The 16,286-nt window shown below is 32.4% G+C and carries 13 protein-coding genes; all 13 read right to left on the reverse strand.

The genetic code is table 11. From position 1 onward, the window contains the following. The coding region (locus tag A9G28_RS00180) for a hypothetical protein (RefSeq protein ID WP_141674645.1) at positions 1-301 on the reverse strand (301 nt) is incomplete at its 3' end. 12 nt (positions 302-313) lie between these two features. Then, entirely contained in the window at positions 314-745 is a 432-nt protein-coding gene (locus A9G28_RS00185; protein WP_218057296.1) for a M23 family metallopeptidase, read from the reverse strand. 302 nt (positions 746-1,047) lie between these two features. Beyond that, positions 1,048-1,842, reverse strand: a complete 795-nt coding sequence (locus tag A9G28_RS00190; RefSeq protein ID WP_065568032.1) for a hypothetical protein — start codon at positions 1,840-1,842, stop codon at positions 1,048-1,050. Positions 1,843-1,856: 14 nt separating this feature from the next. Continuing rightward, positions 1,857-3,950 carry a M23 family metallopeptidase gene (locus A9G28_RS00195; protein WP_065579402.1) on the reverse strand — a complete coding sequence of 698 codons (2,094 nt, stop codon included), beginning with the start codon at positions 3,948-3,950 and terminating at the stop codon, positions 1,857-1,859. Positions 3,951-3,973: 23 nt separating this feature from the next. Continuing rightward, positions 3,974-5,434 (reverse strand): hypothetical protein, encoded by a 1,461-nt coding sequence (locus A9G28_RS00200; RefSeq protein ID WP_065579403.1) that lies wholly within the window; start codon positions 5,432-5,434, stop codon positions 3,974-3,976. A 4-nt stretch (positions 5,435-5,438) separates the two neighbouring features. Continuing rightward, positions 5,439-6,665, reverse strand: a complete 1,227-nt coding sequence (locus tag A9G28_RS00205; protein ID WP_065579404.1) for a peptidoglycan-binding domain-containing protein — start codon at positions 6,663-6,665, stop codon at positions 5,439-5,441. 32 nt (positions 6,666-6,697) lie between these two features. Further along, on the reverse strand, positions 6,698-7,654 hold the full coding sequence (locus A9G28_RS00210; protein WP_065579405.1) for a hypothetical protein: 957 nt from the start codon (positions 7,652-7,654) through the stop codon (positions 6,698-6,700). A gap of 49 nt (positions 7,655-7,703) precedes the next feature. Further along, positions 7,704-7,841, reverse strand: coding sequence for a hypothetical protein (locus tag A9G28_RS13460; protein WP_176702093.1), 138 nt, complete (start codon positions 7,839-7,841; stop codon positions 7,704-7,706). 33 nt (positions 7,842-7,874) lie between these two features. Next, on the reverse strand, positions 7,875-8,834 hold the full coding sequence (locus tag A9G28_RS00215) for a hypothetical protein (RefSeq protein ID WP_065579406.1): 960 nt from the start codon (positions 8,832-8,834) through the stop codon (positions 7,875-7,877). Between the two features lie 3 nt (positions 8,835-8,837). Beyond that, positions 8,838-10,244, reverse strand: coding sequence for a hypothetical protein (locus A9G28_RS00220; protein WP_065579407.1), 1,407 nt, complete (start codon positions 10,242-10,244; stop codon positions 8,838-8,840). 141 nt (positions 10,245-10,385) lie between these two features. Then, positions 10,386-11,561 carry a hypothetical protein gene (locus tag A9G28_RS00225; RefSeq protein WP_034948638.1) on the reverse strand — a complete coding sequence of 392 codons (1,176 nt, stop codon included), beginning with the start codon at positions 11,559-11,561 and terminating at the stop codon, positions 10,386-10,388. A 41-nt stretch (positions 11,562-11,602) separates the two neighbouring features. After that, positions 11,603-12,823 carry an SH3 domain-containing protein gene (locus A9G28_RS00230; RefSeq protein ID WP_034948641.1) on the reverse strand — a complete coding sequence of 407 codons (1,221 nt, stop codon included), beginning with the start codon at positions 12,821-12,823 and terminating at the stop codon, positions 11,603-11,605. After that, positions 12,820-16,155: a L,D-transpeptidase gene (locus A9G28_RS00235; protein ID WP_065579408.1), complete on the reverse strand. Its 3,336-nt coding sequence runs from the start codon at positions 16,153-16,155 to the stop codon at positions 12,820-12,822. Before A9G28_RS00235 ends, A9G28_RS00230 begins: the two co-directional genes overlap by 4 nt. Between the last annotated feature and the right edge of the window lie 131 nt (positions 16,156-16,286).

The raw sequence follows: 16,286 nt of genomic DNA on the forward strand, positions 1-16,286 counted from the left end.
ATTTTGTTTGATTTTCGCTAAAATCAAAGTTTTTTATAATCAACGAATTTATGTTATCTTTTAAATTAATAGAATAGTTTTTAAAATAATAGTTATCATCTATTCTTTTAGGTAATCCTAAGTATGTAATTTCGTGTGTTTCATTATCAACGCAAATAATGTGAAAATCATCGTCAGAGATAGCATACATATAAATTTCTACTTTTCTATCACCTATATTTCCAGTATATACACGATAGATAGATTGAGCTAACTGCGGTAGCAATAGGATTATTATTAATAAATATTTTATTCTGTTCATGTATTTCTACCTTTATTTTTGAATATAATACTTCTTACCATTTATTACCGCTTCTGTTTGATCGTCTATATCTATATGATTTAAATTGACAAAAAAAGCAGGGTTTATCTTATAGCCTAATTTTCTTTTTTGAGGATCTTTTTCATTTTTCTCTAGAGAGATATTATTATCAATATTCATAGCAATTTCTAAATGTAAATGAGTATTAGGAAGCCCTTTCGCATTTCCTGTGTCGGATGTATAACCGATATGATCACCAGCTTTAACTTTAGTACCTTTTTGTATTCCAGATACTTTTAGATCTTCATGTAAATGGCAATATCGAATATAAAAATAATCACTGTTTATATCAAAATCGCTCGCTTGTATAAACTCATTTTTTCCTTTTCCTGAAAACTCCAACGTATAATCGTTTCGAGATGCGCGCAAATCATCACCTTTCACTTTTAAAACGATTACATACGTGATCAAGTGTTTGCTAATAACCACAATGTATATTCTGGTTTGACTTTAACGTAATAATGACTCGTATCCCTGACAAATTTTATCCCCCCGACCTTGCTGGTAAAAAACCAGTTGGTTTAGATGCTTGAATTAGTTTTGCGTCTCATTCTACTAACAAAATTGTCTTTTTTCTTTCCGGTGATTTATCTACTAATACTCAGATATTATTGATAAATTCAGGTAAATCATCACAGGTAAAGAGTTCTATGTGTGCTAAGTTTTATCTTTCTTATTTTTTATAATTAATCAGGAGAGAGAACTGTTATTAATTTTGTTTTACCGTTCTGATAAATAAAAGTATAAGTTGTTATGCCTCCTTGAAAATATTGAGTAATTTCTAGTTTATTTTTACCATACCATTTGTAATCAATATCCACATCTCGGTCCTCATAGTTAACAGAGAAATTTTCGCCCACTTTAATTTTCTTTCTAAATACCTTATCAAGATCAAAACTCATTGCATTATAAACATCCAAAATAGTCATATTGTTATAATAGCAAATATCCGTATAACTCATATCAACTTGTTCTAATGCAATACATTTTGTATTACTATAATAATTATTAAGGTTTTTCTCTTCTTGTTCTGGTAACCGTTGGTAAAAAACTAATTGTTTTTTATAAGTAACCATTAATTCATTGTTATCAAGTTGGATAATATTCATGTAATCATTACGGTTACAAATTTCTGATAAACTATCTCTATCATTTGTATAAATTTTAGCGAAATTAGTAGTGGTTAGATGATATTCTTTTAATTCATCACTATAATTTTTAAAAAAATTATGTTTATTTAATTCATTATTTATATCGCCTTCACTTCCAGTTAATTCTTTAAAATCGCAACCTAAAAATGTTATCTTTTGCTGATTATCTATAATCAAATTACTTAATGATTTTTTTATGTTTTTGTCTGTTTCAGGAGTTAATTTCTCATTGATTAATCTATAATAATTGTTATTTGAATCAAAATCTGATGCATAAACAACTTGTGATAATAAAATTAATAATAAGATTTTTAATATAATATTTTTCATACTTTTGTTCCTAATTATTCAGGGTCAGCCCCAAAGCTGTTACTGTACCCTTCTTTTAATAATTCTATAGGATCTGTTAAATCATCTCGTCTTTCATAAGGTTTTTTTGATTTATCTGTTAATGATTTTTTTAGATCTAGTCCACTATTTCCAGAGTAATATTCTAGATGCAACATATATATTATTTTCCCGTTTATTACCATTAAAGGTGTCATTTTTTTAGTTTCACCACCAATATTAACCTCAATTATTCTACTTTGGGGATCTGTAGCTCTAACGTTTCTAAGTAAGAGCCCAGTTTTAGCAAGAACTGTGCCTTGCTTAACAAAATCGCCAGTTTTTACCTTAATACTTTCTTTATCTACTTCACCATAACGAATAATAAATTGCCGTCCACTATTGGTATGATGCTTAACTGTTATTTGGTGCGTATAACAATAAAATTCGTTTATTTTTAGAACAACTCCATCGCTGACGGCAATAATATCTTCTTTGGGTTCTGTATATAAATCTCTTCCTGCATGTTTTCTTCCTCCATTTCGAGATGAACTAAATGCTGTTTGATTATTATTTTTAGTCCAATTAAAGTTTTTACCAAATTGCATATCAAAATTGTTTATTGGTTTTACTTTTAATGGGAAAATAATTTCAGTATTTCTAATATTAAAATAATCCATCATCGCCACCGGATGAATAAACCATGCCTTGCCGTCTGCGGATAGATTGGACAGTTTAGGGGTATTGGCATCAGTGTTTGCGGTTGGGTTTTGAGCTTGTGCCTGTGCCACTTCTTTCCACCACAGTGACGGTTTAATGCGTTGCTCTTTTTCTATTTTCCAATTAGTTTGAATATATTTAAACGCTTCGTCCACCAACTTGAAGACATAATCACGTAGGTAAGGTTGGGTGATGCCGAGCTCGTTTAAGCCTGCTTCAATCATCTCTTTTTTCTGTTGTCTTTCTTCTTCAAACAGTTCATCAACTTCGTTCCATTTGCTTAATGCTTCATCGGCATACCATTCACTTTCATATTTTACCAGTAAATGCCCTATCAGCTCTGCGGCCCAACTTCTGCGTAGCGCTTCCTTTAAATCCCTTTCTGTAAAAGTAGGTGGCGGTAGACCTTTTTTTCGTTGTGTTGAATATATCAGTGTTCCTGTCAAAATTTGGTGTAATGCGTGCATCGCTGGCGTGTAATCTTCTAAATCCAATTTCGCCACTTTATTTTTGCCAATCTTGTTAGATAATTCACCTATCGAGGCTTTTTCTTCTATCGTTTCAAACCCAGGCCAGTGCCATGGGCTACACCGTTTGATATGTGCTTGCGCATTGTCTTTTATATTGACCCAACCGTGTATCATTAGGCTTTGCTTATCCAGTGCTGTCACTTTTACCCATGTTGTGTTGTCTTCATCTATCGCTATCAAGCCGTCATGCGCTAATGCATTGAGCGATAGGGTGCGTGAGCTTAATACCGTATTTTTGTCTTCCTCAGTAGGGATGTTCGCTAATGATAACGGAAAATCATGCCAATAACTTGCGCTTGAATTGAGTTGACCATCTTCGCCTTGAAGGTGTAATACATTATCTAATTCTATCCAGTACGGCTTGTTTTCAAGCATAAAACGAATTGTAAAAAAATCCTCATTATTCGCGGGCTCAGAATAGACGCTCGGTAGCCTCGTATCTTGTTCTTTTCCGCCACTAACTAACTCAACTTTATCGGGGATATCTTCCTCGGTTAATTCAGGATAACGTGAATGGTACATTAGCATTAAATACTTTTTCTCGCTCGCCGTTAAGGTGTACGATTGCGATGCGTCTTTTTTCGCCGGTATTTTTCCATTAATACCATTAACTACCTTGCCAATCTCCGTGCCGAATACTGACTGCGCGTTTGAAGTATAAAAAAATCTTGCGGGAAGATTAAAGGTATAGACCGGCTTGATTTTAATATAGTAGTTTTCGGTATTATCGGTAAAATGAATCCCCACGCCAGGGCTTAAACAACCTGCTGGTTTAGCAGCTTTAACTAATTGGGCCTCTTTTTCAACTAAAATGATTGTCTTTTCACTTTCCAGTAATCCATCTGCTAATGCTCGTTTCATGGCAAATCATTAATACCTTTGTGCTATTGCGTATAAACTAACTCCTCTTTTGTTGGTTGTCTGTAAGCCACAAAATAATCTTTACCTACAATAAATAATGTATTGTTCATATAAATGGCTTGATTGCCATTTAATAAAAATTTAGCTATAGGTAGTTCATCAATATTTTCAAATGTGACATATTCCAATTCGTTACTGATATCAATGTGATATTTTTTAAAATTTTCTACTTGCTGTTGATATAATGCCTCATTATCAAAAAATTGTTTTGAATTAGTCTTACCAAAGTTTACCGGATAAACTTGTTGATAATTAACACAAAGTTTTTTTTCATTAGCGTTTAAAGTTAATGTCGCACTATCAAGCTCTTCTAATTGACCACCCTCAAAACGTAAATAATTATTAGCTTGCTTACTTGTTAACAAAAGACTTCTAGCCGAATGTTTATTTGGATCTTTAGTAGCCCATTTGCTATAGCAATTAGACGTAACCGGTATTTCTTGAAACTTTCCTTCTTTTGTAATTTGAAAATGTTGTATTTCTATTGTTTCATCTTCAAAGCGTTGTTGGCGTTCAATGGAATAGTTTTTGTCTATATTGTAACCCCCAAAACCGGCTGGATACATATTTGTTGCCTCATCTCTTGTTGCGCCATAATAATTTTTTAATATTATCTTATCTAAAAAATCATATTGTTCTGATAAAAGGTAAAGATAAATTATTTGCTCTTCATTTTCTTGTGTGCCAGTTATTAAAATTGGATTTATCACATTATTAATTTGAGGTAGCTTTATTCCATTTAAATCAATTAAATAATTATTTAACTGTTCATATAAACTATCGTTATCGAATAAGTTTAAATAGTATGCAAAACTTCTTGATATATTTTGAGGATAATTATAATAATTCTCATCCTGAATGAATTTCGCTGATCTTTTAGAATTAATTGGTAAATCTAATGAGGGAAATTTATTACTTAATTTTTGAAATGAATACTTGTTTTGGGGTTTTAAAAAAGATGCAACAAAAGATTCATTTATAAATAATAACTGATCATTACCAAAAATCAATCTATGCTTTGGCAATAATAATTTAGCTAAATCAACATCTAAAACATCATCGAATTGTAAATAATTTACATCACCATTCGGTAAAATAAATTCGTTGATAATTGGATTTTCAATTAGATTTTTTGTGAGCAATTGGGATAAATCAGATGTTCGATGTACGCTGACATTATACTGGTTATTATTAATATAAATGATATTATTAACTAACTTAACTCGTAAATTATTCAAATAATTAGGGTTATAACTATCTTTTTTCATTAGATAATTATTTTCAATATATTTATCTAAAACCCAATAAGCTTGATTAATATCTTTTGCATAAGTATATGAAAAATTAAAAAAAACATATAATAAACAAACAAGTTTTGCTAACGATATATATTTTTTTATTATATAAAAATAAAATCCAAACATGTTATTAGCTTCCTAAATTTTTAACTAACTCTTGTAAATATTTACCATTGATATCTTTTGCTGTTTTGACAAAAAACTGATTTTCCAAAAATTTACTCTCAAAAACCCGAACATCATAATGAGCCCAAACACTCGCTATACTTTGATTGTCACGTCCTCTTGTTGGATGGTATCTTGTATAGCTATTCTCTAAAGCAATACCATTAGAATGAAACCATCTGTATTCGGCATTTGTTTTTTCAGTTAAAATATCGCGAACTAAATCACAACAATTGATCCTTTCATCTCTACTGTGTTCAGATTTTGCTTTTTCTTTTTTAATGACATGGATATCAAGCGCTTTACCCATATGGTTAGTACTTTTTCGATTATTATAAATATTATCAGCCCAACATCGATAACCAGAAGATACGATTTCTACAGTCAAGTGTTGATATCGTTCATCTGAATCAATATAAAACATAATACTTCTTAATACCCAAAACAAAGTCCGATGTAAGCCTGGATATTCAATCCCATAGGCATAATTAGCACCTGTTTTTCCATTATTAGTTTTATTAAGCCCAAAACCATTACAAGTTGGCTCAGTCAGATTTTTAAAAGTTGAACATTGGCATTGAGCCTGTGTAAAAAATGAATCTATTGAATACTCATCTTGAAATCTATCAATCGCTTGTATAATTTTTATATCCACAACGCCCGTTTCCTCAACTTGCATATAATCACGTTGAAACTGTTTTATCATCTTTTCTGTTCTTTCAGTAAATTCATCGGTTGGTACATTGCCACCAAAACCTGCAAGGCGGATATTAATTTCCCGAATAATCTCATGCTTATCCCCTTTCTGAAAAAGAATCTCGCTTTTAGGGAAGTAATCTATCATCGCCACCGGATGAATAAACCACGCCTTGCCGTCTGCGGATAGATTGGACAGTTTAGGGGTATTGGCATCAGTGTTTGCGGTTGGGTTTTGAGCTTGTGCCTGTGCCACTTCTTTCCACCACAGTGACGGTTTAATGCGTTGCTCTTTTTCAAGTTGCCAGTTTGATTTGACATGCTCGTGGGCTTCGTCCAATTTTTTCATGGCAAAGTCTCGATGATAGGGCTCGATTGTGCCTATTTTATATAATATCACTTCAATAGACTCTTTTTTTTGTTGCTTTTCTTCTTCAAACAGCTCATCTATCTCATTCCATTTACTTAATGCCTCATCGGCGTAATATAATTGCATATTACAAACTATTTATTTGTTTTAAATTGATCCTATTTTGCTAGATTTATTTCAGCTTGTTTGATTTCTTGCTTTAATTCTTTTATCTCACATAAAAAGACTTCTGTAGGGTAATAAGAATTTATATCGTCATATAATATGCTATATTTACTTAAACATAGTTTATCTATCTTTTTCTTAATTAATGGGAGGTTATCTTTTGGCGCGTTCTTCTTTTTAACTAATAACGTTGTTTTTTGTTTTAATAACTCTAAATAATAAAAATAAAGATGCTCTGTATTACATTTTTCGTCAGTTTCATCATTTAAACATTCCAAAAATTCACTGCTGTTATAATCGATAATATCATCAGGGTTAGGTACTACACTGAAATCATCAGGATAAGTAATTTGATAGCTACCGTAATATATCTGTAATAAATCAAATTTTAATTTTTTCTCATCAATTTTATAATGCTTCCAAGTTTGAGGGCCAACTCCATTATCCATTTCAAATAAGGATAAAGTATAAATATCACCACTTGGTGCAATATAATAATATTGATAACCAACAGCAAGAAAATTAGTTATATTCGTAAAAGTATTAGCAAGCGTTATTTTATCTTTAATTTCATTATTTTGAATTAAAGATAAAGTCAATTTAGCACCAGAATAATCATCTCCTCCCTCCACGAAACTAACCCCTTCTTTGCTTAATTTTAGGGTTAAACCATTTTTTTGATAGATCACCTTACTTTTATCAACCGAATCAAGAACATGATCAAAATAATTACCAAATTTATATAATGGACAACGTTTATCCATTTCAACTTGTATGGAATAATCAGAATTTATATAGTCTTCACGTGAGCAATCTTTTTCTAATTTTTGCATATCTACTTTATTGAGAAATGAATTGCCTCGATATTTTTTTTCTATATTAAATTGTTGGCTGTAGCAACATGTACTAAAGAAAGAAAAAATAATACCGATATAAAATAAATGTCTCATAAGTTATTCCTTAATTTCTTCAATTTTAGAATGACCGTAATAACCACCATTACTCTTTTTCGAACTGTATTTCAAAGTCAATAGCCATACCGTTAATATGCAATGTACTTGGAAAACAAGAGCCCCATTGAAAAGCACTACCTGTGGAGATAACTGCTTTTTTATAAAAAGCTAAACTCTCTAACATGGTTACAAACTATTTATTTGTTTTAAATTGATCCTATTTTGCTAGATTTATTTCAGCTTGTTTGATTTCTTGCTTTAATTCTTTTATTTCACATAAAAAGATTTCTATAGGATAATAAGAAAATATATTGTCATCCAAATCCAATAGACTATTTTTACTTAAACATAGTTTATCTATCTTTTTTTTAATTAATGGTAGGCTATCTTTTGGCTTGTTCTTCTTTTTAACTAATAACGTTGTTTTTTGTTTTAATAACTCTAAATAATAAAAATAAAGATCCTCGACATCACATCCTTCTTTAGTTTCATCATTTAAACATTCCAAAAATTTACTACTGTTATAATCGATAATATCATCAGGGTTAGGTACTACGCTGAAATCGTCAGGATAAGAGGTTTGAATTCGACGACCATATATCTGTAATAAATTAAATTTTAATTTTTTTTCATCAATTTTATAATGCTTCCAAGTTTGAGGACCGGCTCCATCATCCATTTCAATTAAGGATAAAGTATAAATATCACCACTTGGTGCAATATAGTAATATCGATAACCAACAGCAAGAAAATTCGTTATATTCGTAAAAGTATTAGCAAGCGTTATTTTATCTTTAATTTCATTATTTTGAATTAAAGATAAAGTCAATTTAGTGCCAGAATAATTATCCTCATCCACGAGGCTAAAAGCTTCTTTGCTTAATTTTAGGGTTAAACCATTTTTTTGATAGATCACCTTACTTTTATCAACCGAATCAAAAACATGATCAAAATAATTACCAAATTTATATAATGGACAACGTTTATCCATTTCTACTTGTATGGAATAATCAGAATTTATATAGTCTTCACGTGAGCAATCTTTTTCTAATTTTTGCATATCTACTTTATTGAGAAATGAATTGCCTCGATATTTTTTTTCTATATTAAATTGTTGGCTGTAGCAGCATGTACTAAAGAAAGAAAAAATAATACCGATATAAAATAAATGTCTCATAATTTATTCCTTAATTTCTTCAATTTTAGTGAGTGAAAAGTCAGCATGAAAGTGCGAGTCATGTAATTCACCTCCGTCTATAACACCAGATAATTGTCTAAACTCTTTAAAATGATCATCCTTTCCAACCCGAACCTTAACAAAAAATAGTAACATCGCCTTCAAAAAGGCTAAATCGTCTTTATATTGTTGAGAAGAATGAGAATAATAACCACCTTGGTTGTTTTTTGATTTATACTCAAAGTCAATAGCCATACCATTAATATGCAATGTACTTGGAAAACAAGATCCCCATTGAAAAGCACTACCTGTGGAGATAACTGCTTTTTTATAAACAGCTAAACTCCCCAACATGGCAGCAAACAAGGATGGATTGGCGTAACGGCGCTTTGTATTATGGAAACTATATTCAATCTTTAAATCACCATATTGCTTATTTAATGAATCAGGCATTCTTATCAACTCTACCTCATTGCCGGTTACACCAAAAACTCGCCATGAGTTTTTATCAACAACCTTTTCCTTTTTATAATATTTATCATGTTTACCCCATTCAGCGATTTTTCCATTGGCATAAATAATTCGATATTTAGTATCACCATCGTTTACATCTGAAGCACTATCATTAGGGCCTGGTTTAAAATGATTTTTTGGTTTATTAGGAGTAATTCCCTCTGAAACTTTTTCTTTAATTTTGATATATTCCAAATCACAAACCTTATACCTGTTATCTTGTCCATCGACAATGACATAGCGATACTTATTTTGATTCTCATCTTTAATAAATGGTGGTATATACTTTTGTATTCGACCATCTAAATAAATATAAAACACAATAATATCTATTTTTTCTTCTTGGAAATAATCTATCATCGCCACCGGATGAATAAACCATGCCTTACCATCTGCGGATAGATTGGACAGTTTAGGGGTATTGGCATCAGTGTTTGCGGTTGGGTTTTGAGCTTGTGCCTGTGCCACTTCTTTCCACCACAGTGACGGTTTAATGCGTTGCTCTTTTTCAAGTTGCCAGTTTGATTTGACATGCTCGAGGGCTTCGTCCAATTTTTTCATGGCAAAGTCTCGATGATAGGGCTCGGTTATGCCGTTTTTATCTAATTCCGCTTCAATAAGCTCTTTTTGTTGTTGCTTTTCTTCTTCAAACAGCTCATCTATCTCATTCCATTTACTTAATGCTTCATCGGCATACCATTCACTTTCATATTTGACCAGTAAATGCCCTATCCGCTCTGCGGCCCAGCTTCGGCGTAGACCTTCCTTTAAATAGTTATCCGTAAAAGAAGGTAAGTGTGTTTTTTTTCGCTGATTGGAATAACGCAAAGTTCCCGTTAAGATTTGATGTAATTCCTTCATCGCTGGCGTGTAATCTTCTAAATCCAATTTCGCCACTTTATTTTTGCCAATCTTGTTAGATAATTCACTTATCGAGGCTTTTTCTTCTATCGTTTCAAACCCAGGCCAGTGCCATGGGGAAATCCCCCCCTAAAATTGCTTTAATATCTATCGCTAGCCTATAACTACAACAATTTATTAGAAATGTTTATCCTTAAATTCTAATTGGCTAAGATGTATATACCCCGTTGTAGTTCTATCATTAGCTAAACCAACATATAACCATTCTTGTTTTTTTTCTCTATCAATAAATTTCGAATATAACTTGATCACATCAGTTTTATTCGGTAGTGTCATGATAATAGAAGATTTTATATCTGGCTTATTTAATAAGTTAACAACTTTTTCTGAAGACTTTGTATAATAGTGATTTTCCAATAATTCATCATGACTATAGGAAATTACTTTTTTTTTATCCTCTAAAACAGTTATACCCATGTTATAATATTCATTCTTCTCTAATCTCTCTTTTAACTGGTTATCTTTGTTAAAAAAATCCGTCAAGTATTGATAGGCTAAGTGTTGGCTACGTTCTAAAGTTTCACCATTATTTTGTAGCTGACTACGATATTTAATTAAATGAATTAATACTTTATCTTTAGTAGATTGTGGGATTCTTACCTTTTTCCCTTGTATACCAATGTCTTTATGTTCAACATTCCAATTAACAAATAAAGATATCAATAAACCACGAAAATAAGCTTTATCCAATAGCATGTCATTTAAAAAACGCTTTCTGTACCCTTTTAATTCGTTATTATAAAATAAAAAATGCCATTTATACTCGTCGGAAATATATGGATTCACAACAGCTGTTTCATAGAGTAAAGCATCATTTTCATAATTAAAGTTAATCACGATTTCAGGTAAATAATCATACTTATGATTTAATATATATTTTTTAGCAGAATCATCATCATTAAAAAGTAGTTTATTATAAGCAACTAACTGTTGAACATATTTATTATTTGAATTATCTAATATTCCATTCGCAAATGAATTCGTTAATAAGCAAGAATAAATAAATTTACCATTATTTGTTATGCCATAATAGTTATCTTCACCTGTATATGTTTGACAAATATTTTTATTCTTGCTGAGGCCAGTATCTGAACCAAAATAATCATCAATTTTTTGTTTAAATTCTTCTAAATTAATTAGTTGATAATGTTCTTGCTGAAGCATTTTTGAAATCATATTTATAGTTTTATCTGAATAATTAGCTGATGCAAACTCTGATTCTGTATCAGCCAACACATTTATTGAAAAAAGAGCGAGAACTATAATAAGTTTCTTTCCTATTTTGTTAATCATTATTATTTAACCTAGTTAATCATGTTTATTGATACATGCATTCAATTATTATCGTTATATTCTAATTGACTAAGATGAACATAACCCTTTATGGAGGGGGAATCCTTTAATTTGACATATAACCATTCACCTTGTACATTAATTTTGATAAGATCTATATCATTTAATAATTTATTTATAATCGGTGCTTTAGAATTTGGTTGGCTGCGGAAATTAATATAATTATCATTTGATTTCGTAATATAGTGATTTTCTATTAGTGTGTTTTTACTTTCCGAAATGACTTTTTGTTCTTCAGCGGATACTTTTAACCCCATATTATAAAAATTATTTTCCTTAAGCCTTGATTCAAGTTTATTATCTATTTCGTAAAAATTAATCAGGTATTGGTAGGCTTTACGTTGGCTATCGGTTAAACTTGTTTCCTCGCTCTGATGCTGACTTTGTAATTTAATCAGATGCAATAAAGCTTTATCTTGTGATGCTGAGGTAATCGTAATTTTTTTATTTTCTGAAATAGGAATGCCTGTTGGATAAATATACCAATTATCGGACAAATCTTTTAATAAAATTGAAATAACATGTTCTCCCGATTGTATATACAAATCATTTAATAAACGTTTCCGATATCCTTTTTGTGAATTGTTATAAAAAATGAAATGCCACATATTTCTCAGATCGTCATCCCATACAGGTAATGAGACCTCATATAACAAACTATTTTTTTCATAATTGAAATAAATCACAACTTCTTGCAACGAATTTTTCCGATTTGATAAAAAATAGTTTTTTACAAAAGTATCAGTATTATCATTAAAAAGTAATTTATTATAAGCAATAAGATGAGGAGAATACTCATTATTAGGGCTATTTAATAACTCTAAACCCTGCTTAGGAGTAAGCGGAACATCAAATCCTTTGTATTCACTCATCAGAAATGATTCTGTGTATGTTAGTAAAAAACGTCCATTCTTAGTAAAACAGCTATAATCATATTTACTAATCATATATTGACAATCAAATGTTATTGTATCCACATCAATACCAAAATAATCTAAACTTCTTTGTTTAAAGCTCTTTTCGCTAGGAATTTTATAACCTTTGCTTTTCAAAAAGTCAGAAACTATACTGACTTCTTCGGCAAAATCTCTTTCTGCCCATATATGCATTAATTGATCTAACTCTTCTTTTTCAGTTTGAGCTGAAACTATTAACGTAAAAAAAGCAAAAAAAACAAAACAGGGGATTTTATTTAGAATCATTGTGTTTTTACTCTCCCTTTTCTTACAGTGTCTTTAGGATCGGGAGCTAAACCATAATATTCATAAACATCTTTTATATCTCCAACATAATCTTCTATGTAACAATATATTGTTTTACCTTCACTTTTTAACCTAGTATACAAAGCCCCTAACTCTTTCATTGCTTCATTATAAACCCGAATACACCCATGAGTGTTCATAAGATTACCTAAATCTTCCAAAGATTTTCTATAATACCCTGAAGTATGCCCAGAATGTATGCCTATTCCATCTCGTCCATTTTTAGTTGCAGTTAAAAATTCACCACTATCTCCGATTAGTTCAATAAATCCATAATTACCAAAACTCCATTCACCTTTATGCCTATTTGGATAATATGTTGTCTTTGTCCTACCAGTAGGTGTATCGCCATCTCCACTTGCTTTTGTACGATTCGTACTAGTCCCAAGACAAAGTGCATGAGTTTTAAAATAAATTTCACTTCTATCAAATACAATTAAAGGCCCCTCTAATCCACGGTGCGAAGGTACAATGACATTTATATAAACCTCATTATCTTCTGGGATATATTTTTCATCAAATGTTGTTCTAGTTTTAATAACATTAAAATAATCTATCATCGCCACGGGATGAATAAACCACGCCTTGCCGTCTGCGGATAGATTGGACAGTTTAGGCGTATTGGCATCAGTGTTTGCGGTTGGGTTTTGAGCTTGTGCCTGTGCCACTTCTTTCCACCACAGTGACGGTTTAATGCGTTGCTCTTTTTCAAGTTGCCAGTTTGATTTGACATGCTCAAGGGCTTCGTCCACTTTTTTCATGGCAAAGTCTCGATGATAGGGCTCGATTATGCCGATTTTATCTAATATCGTTTCAATAGACTCTTTTTTTTGTTGCTTTTCTTCTTCAAACAGCTCATCTATCTCATTCCATTTACTTAATGCTTCATCGGCATACCATTCACTTTCATATTTGACCAGTAAATGCCCTATCCGCTCTGCGGCCCAACTTCGGCGTAGACCTTCCTTTAAATAGTTATCCGTAAAAGAAGGTAAGTGTGTTTTTTTTCGCTGATTGGAATAACGCAAAGTTCCCGTTAAGATTTGATGTAATTCCTTCATCGCTGGCGTGTAATCTTCTAAATCCAATTTCGCCACTTTATTCTTACTAATCTTATTGGATAATTCACCTACCGTCGCCTTCTCTTCTACTGTTTTAAATTCAGGCCAATACCATGGAGAAACCAATTTGATATGCGCTTGTGCGCCTGCTGTAATGTTTACCCAACCTTGTATCAGTACCCCTTGTCGATTCAATGCCTGAATATAACGCCATACCGAATCAGGGTTAGCATCATCGACCGCCATTAAACTCTCATCCCCCGATGTGTCAAGTAATATTGTGCGTGGAAAGTAGACAGTGTTGCTTTCGGTTGCTTTGGGTAAATTATCTAACGATAATGGAAATTTTTTCCAATAAGCGAGTTTTTGACTTAATTGCCCAGATTGCCGGCCAAGGTGGGAGACTTCATTAGCGTCTATCCAGTAATGCTTATCCTCAACAATAAAACGAATTGTAAAGCAACCTTTATTATCATCGGTCGGCTCAGAGTAGACACCCGGTAGCGTTATCTGTGGCACGCCACTACTCACTAGCTCAACTTCAGTGGGGATGTCATTTAAGGTTAGTTCAGGATAAAGAAAGCGGTTAATATCAATCAACCGCGCTTTATCTGTTTGCGTTAAACGGTACCATTGTTTTTGCGGTATGGTGTTTTGCGTTTCACCGTTAATCCCATTAATCCCACCGCCTAACGGCGTATTGAATGAAGACTGTCGTGAAGCGTCAAAATATATCAATGGTATACTAAAGGTATATTCCGGTTTGATTTTAACATAGTAATAGTTACTGCTATCTATAAAATGAATCCCTATGCCACTGTTTAAATAGCTATCTGCTGAGGGCTGAATTAATCTGGCCTCTTTTTCAACTAATATGATTGTCTTTTCACTTTCTGGAAGCTTGTCCGCTAAGGAGCGGGTTTTAGTGATAAACGCGGGCAAATCATCACAAGTCAATAATTCAATGTGTGCCATTGGCGGTAATTGCTTGTCTAATGCACGTTTCATCGTAGATAATGGGGCAACTTTAGGCTCGTCAAAACGTTCGGATTGGCTGACATTATGGCCGATGTAACCTATAAAGTCGCCTTTATCGATTGGCACAGGCGCTTTTAATACCACCACTTTATCTAATTTTTCAGGTTTAAGTTGGGTCACTATCAGTGAGGTTAATTTGACATACCCCTTATGTGGCGCTTCATCCCCACCATTTTCAACAACCAAAACTGCCGGAACAGTACAATTACCAATTTTACAGATTTTAGCATAACCATTTTCTTGCCCATCAAATTCAAAAGTCGCCGTTTTTGGCAAATAAGTTAACTTTTGGCTGTCATTCGCAGTGCCATAGATAGCAATCCCTTTGATTTCTACTTCTGGTTTGCCCACCTTTTTATTATCTTCTCGACAGATTTCATAATCCTTATTGGTTTCTGCGGTTTTTCCTGTCGGTCTATCATTTGCTGTTGTGCCAATATCTTTATGCCAAACATAACCCGTAATATTGCTCAATTCATGTTGAAAGCCGTCTGGTGTTACCACCGCCCCTGCGGTTATCGACACAATTTTATACCAACCAGACATACCGCTTTTTTGTTCACCTAAACGAACTTTACTGCCTTTAAGCAATAACCCCACAACCTTTGTGTTTTTTCCATTTTCGCGTATCACGCTGCCAGCAATGGTGTCTGCGTTTTTCTCATCCACTTCTCCGGCTTTCGCTTGCCAATAATGGGGATAAGTAACCTGACTATCGCTTTCTTGTTCTTTTTGCTGATAACCATACCAATCGAGTTGATGCATATATAAACTGTATAAGGTTATTGAGGGTGGCGTGTCGGTTGCTTTTGCGACTTTAGGCATTTGTAACTGGTGTCTGACTAAGGTAAAGCCCGTTGAAAAATAAGCCACTTTTTGGCAGTCTTGGTAAGCTTCGTCTAACTGTTCATTGTCCTGATACACTATTTTAGGATAAATATTATCGACTCGGTAAGCAATCACTTCACCATGGGCCATACAACGCACTACATTATCATTATCCAGCTTTTTTAGTACGCCTTTATCAATATGAATGCCCCCATGCCATATGCCATTTTCACCAAATGGGTAGAAGCCACTACTCGCTTCTGATAATGCTTTATAATACGCATCTTGACTAAGTTGCTCTTCACCAACGGGAAAGTTGAAATTGTCGATTTTTTTTATGGTCATGTTGATTGCCTTATTCCTTATGCCGAAAAGCCTTTTGAGTTAAACGATACCTGTTTTTTTAATAAGACTTCGAGCTCTCGATTATTATTATTCAGTTTTGCGGATAAATGATTACTTGCTGGCCCCATCTT

Source organism: Gilliamella sp. Fer1-1 (assembly GCF_001690825.1).
Taxonomy (GTDB): domain Bacteria; phylum Pseudomonadota; class Gammaproteobacteria; order Enterobacterales; family Orbaceae; genus Gilliamella; species Gilliamella apicola_C.

Excerpts from the sequence above, each read along its gene's own strand:
- A9G28_RS00205 (WP_065579404.1), bottom strand. The coding sequence starts at position 6,665 with ATGCAATTATATTACGCCGATGAGGCATTAAGTAAATGGAATGAGATA.
- A9G28_RS00190 (WP_065568032.1), bottom strand. The coding sequence starts at position 1,842 with ATGAAAAATATTATATTAAAAATCTTATTATTAATTTTATTATCACAA.
- A9G28_RS00225 (WP_034948638.1), bottom strand. The coding sequence starts at position 11,561 with ATGATTAACAAAATAGGAAAGAAACTTATTATAGTTCTCGCTCTTTTT.
- A9G28_RS00215 (WP_065579406.1), bottom strand. The coding sequence starts at position 8,834 with ATGAGACATTTATTTTATATCGGTATTATTTTTTCTTTCTTTAGTACA.
- A9G28_RS13460 (WP_176702093.1), bottom strand. The coding sequence starts at position 7,841 with ATGTTAGAGAGTTTAGCTTTTTATAAAAAAGCAGTTATCTCCACAGGT.
- A9G28_RS00210 (WP_065579405.1), bottom strand. The coding sequence starts at position 7,654 with ATGAGACATTTATTTTATATCGGTATTATTTTTTCTTTCTTTAGTACA.
- A9G28_RS00200 (WP_065579403.1), bottom strand. The coding sequence starts at position 5,434 with ATGTTTGGATTTTATTTTTATATAATAAAAAAATATATATCGTTAGCA.
- A9G28_RS00230 (WP_034948641.1), bottom strand. The coding sequence starts at position 12,823 with ATGATTCTAAATAAAATCCCCTGTTTTGTTTTTTTTGCTTTTTTTACG.
- A9G28_RS00235 (WP_065579408.1), bottom strand. The coding sequence starts at position 16,155 with ATGACCATAAAAAAAATCGACAATTTCAACTTTCCCGTTGGTGAAGAG.
- A9G28_RS00195 (WP_065579402.1), bottom strand. The coding sequence starts at position 3,950 with ATGAAACGAGCATTAGCAGATGGATTACTGGAAAGTGAAAAGACAATC.